This window comes from Persicitalea sp., from assembly GCF_041751555.1.
GTDB lineage: Bacteria > Bacteroidota > Bacteroidia > Cytophagales > Spirosomataceae > Persicitalea.
Map to the genome: position 1 here is coordinate 1 of NZ_JBGSXF010000387.1, position 2,187 is coordinate 2,187.

Below are 2,187 nucleotides of genomic sequence, written 5' to 3' on the forward strand. Positions count from 1 at the left end.
TTAATCACTGCGGTAAAAATTGAAATTATCCGTATATTCGGACACGCTTTTTTATCAACACAACTTTTCCCGCCCGTGCCGCGACGAATCTCCCCTTGCTTTCATGTTACAAAGTACCTGATTTTTGTTTTATTCGTCACCCTCGGTTGTAAAAAAGTAAAGCAGGAAGACGCCGCTATACCTTCTACTGCCCTCAACGGGATGATGGCGAATACCGACAGCCTGGTCGGGCGCGCCGAGTACCTGGCCACGCCTTTCGTCACGGCGGGCGACAGAGTCTATATGATCGGCGCCCAGAACGGGCAGTTTCCCGATCTGGGCTGGCACGTTAAAGGTGAAATGGGCGGCGTGTGGGATCACCCAATCAAACTATTGGATGGCTTTACGGCCTCCCTCAGCCTGGGCGAAAAATCCATTTGCCTGGATCAGGCAGAGACGTTTATTAATTATCCCTTTGCCAATAAGCACATCTTTCCACTTCCCGACCAAGAACTGAGAGTGGAACGCTTCCAGTTCGTACCCGACGGGCAAGAGGCAGTGACTGTAGAATACCTGCTATATAATGACGGGTCGGAAGTCCAAAAATTGACCTTCGAATGGACGGCTTACACCGACCTGCGCCCGACCTGGCTGGGAGATAGCACCGGGATGGAGAATGCCGTAGACTTTGCCCTCTGGGACGATGATCGCCGTGCCTGGGTGGCTAAGGACAGTCTCAACAGTTGGTACGTCATGGTCGGTTCGACCACCGAATCCGTCTCTCACGGCAAGCCTACTGCCGCCTGCACCTACCAACCCATCGGAAAAGGCACCCGCGTAGCCACGGTCTTTGCCCTGGAAATCCCGCCCCATGGCGCAGTAAGTCTGCCGATCACCATCGCGGGTTCGTACAAATCGCTCGACGCCGTGCGCGAAACCTACGCCAGCGCCGGGCGAGACGCCGTTAAAAATCTGAAGGCTAAGATGGAGCGCTACGCCGGCATCGCCGCCAAAACCAAGCTGACGATTCCCGACAAGAAACTACAAACTGCCTTCCGTTGGGTGAAGTACAATACCGACTGGCTCGTGCGCGACGTGCCGCAACTGGGCCGCGGACTGTCGGCCGGCTTGCCCGACTACCCTTGGTGGTTCGGCGTGGACAATGAGTACGCCCTGCAGGGGGCCGTAGCAACCGGGCGTTTTGACCTGGCCCGCAATACGGTCAGCCTACTGCACCAGCTTTCGGAGCAGCGCAACGGCAACGGGCGTATAATTCACGAGGCATCGACCAACGGCTATGTCTTTAATCCGGGCAATGTCAACGAAACTCCGCAGTTTGTGTCGATGATCTGGCAGATTTATCTCTGGACGGGTGACCGGAAGTTCCTGGCGACCTACTATCCCACCGTCAAGCAAGGACTGAAATGGCTTTTGGAGAATAATGACAAGGATAAAAACTTACTACCCGACGGCTTTGGCATGATGGAAATCCACGGCCTGAACAGCGAGATGATCGACGTGGCCGCCTACACCCAACAGGCCTTTGCTGTCGCTGCCGACATGGCCGTGGAGATGGGCGAGGCTGCCGTAGCTCAAAACTACCGCAGCCTGGCTCAGACTCTTAAAACCAAGATCAATAATGAATTCTGGGTAGCCGAACACGATTCATACGCCGATTTCATCGGGACGCCGACGCAGGCACTGGCTTTGCTTAAAGACGCCATCGTTCGGGCCGATTCATTGAAAAAGCCCTGGGCCGTGGCCGAATTGCGCGAAGCCCAGAAACGCTACCAGAATTTCCCGCCGGATCGTAAACAGGGCTTCGTCATGCACCACAACTGGGTCGTGAACACGCCCATGCAAACGGGCGTGGCCGACACCGCCAAGGCCCTTATTGCCCTGCGCACCGGGCGCCAATTCGTCAACCCCTACGGGATGTTTGTGACGGGCATCGACCGCGACGAGTCCGCCGGAAAAGACACGGCCTCGTTCGGCAAAGATCGTAAGGTATTTAGCTATACGGGGGCCGTGATGACATTGCCCACAGGCGTGCAGGCCATAGCAGAAAACAACTACGGCCGTCCCGATCAGGCACTCGACTACCTCAAAAGGATAAGCCGTTCGTTTGGCTATGCGCTGCCGGGTTCTATTTACGAAGTCTCACCCGACTACGGAATGATGACCCAAGCCTGGAACCTCTACGCCCTG

General features: G+C 55.7%; 1 protein-coding gene. It reads left to right on the forward strand.

Annotated elements, in window-relative coordinates:
- Window positions 1-75: 75 nt before the first annotated feature.
- On the forward strand, window positions 76-2,187 hold a 2,112-nt coding region (locus ACEW8P_RS13720; protein WP_373513646.1), incomplete at its 3' end, for a glycogen debranching protein.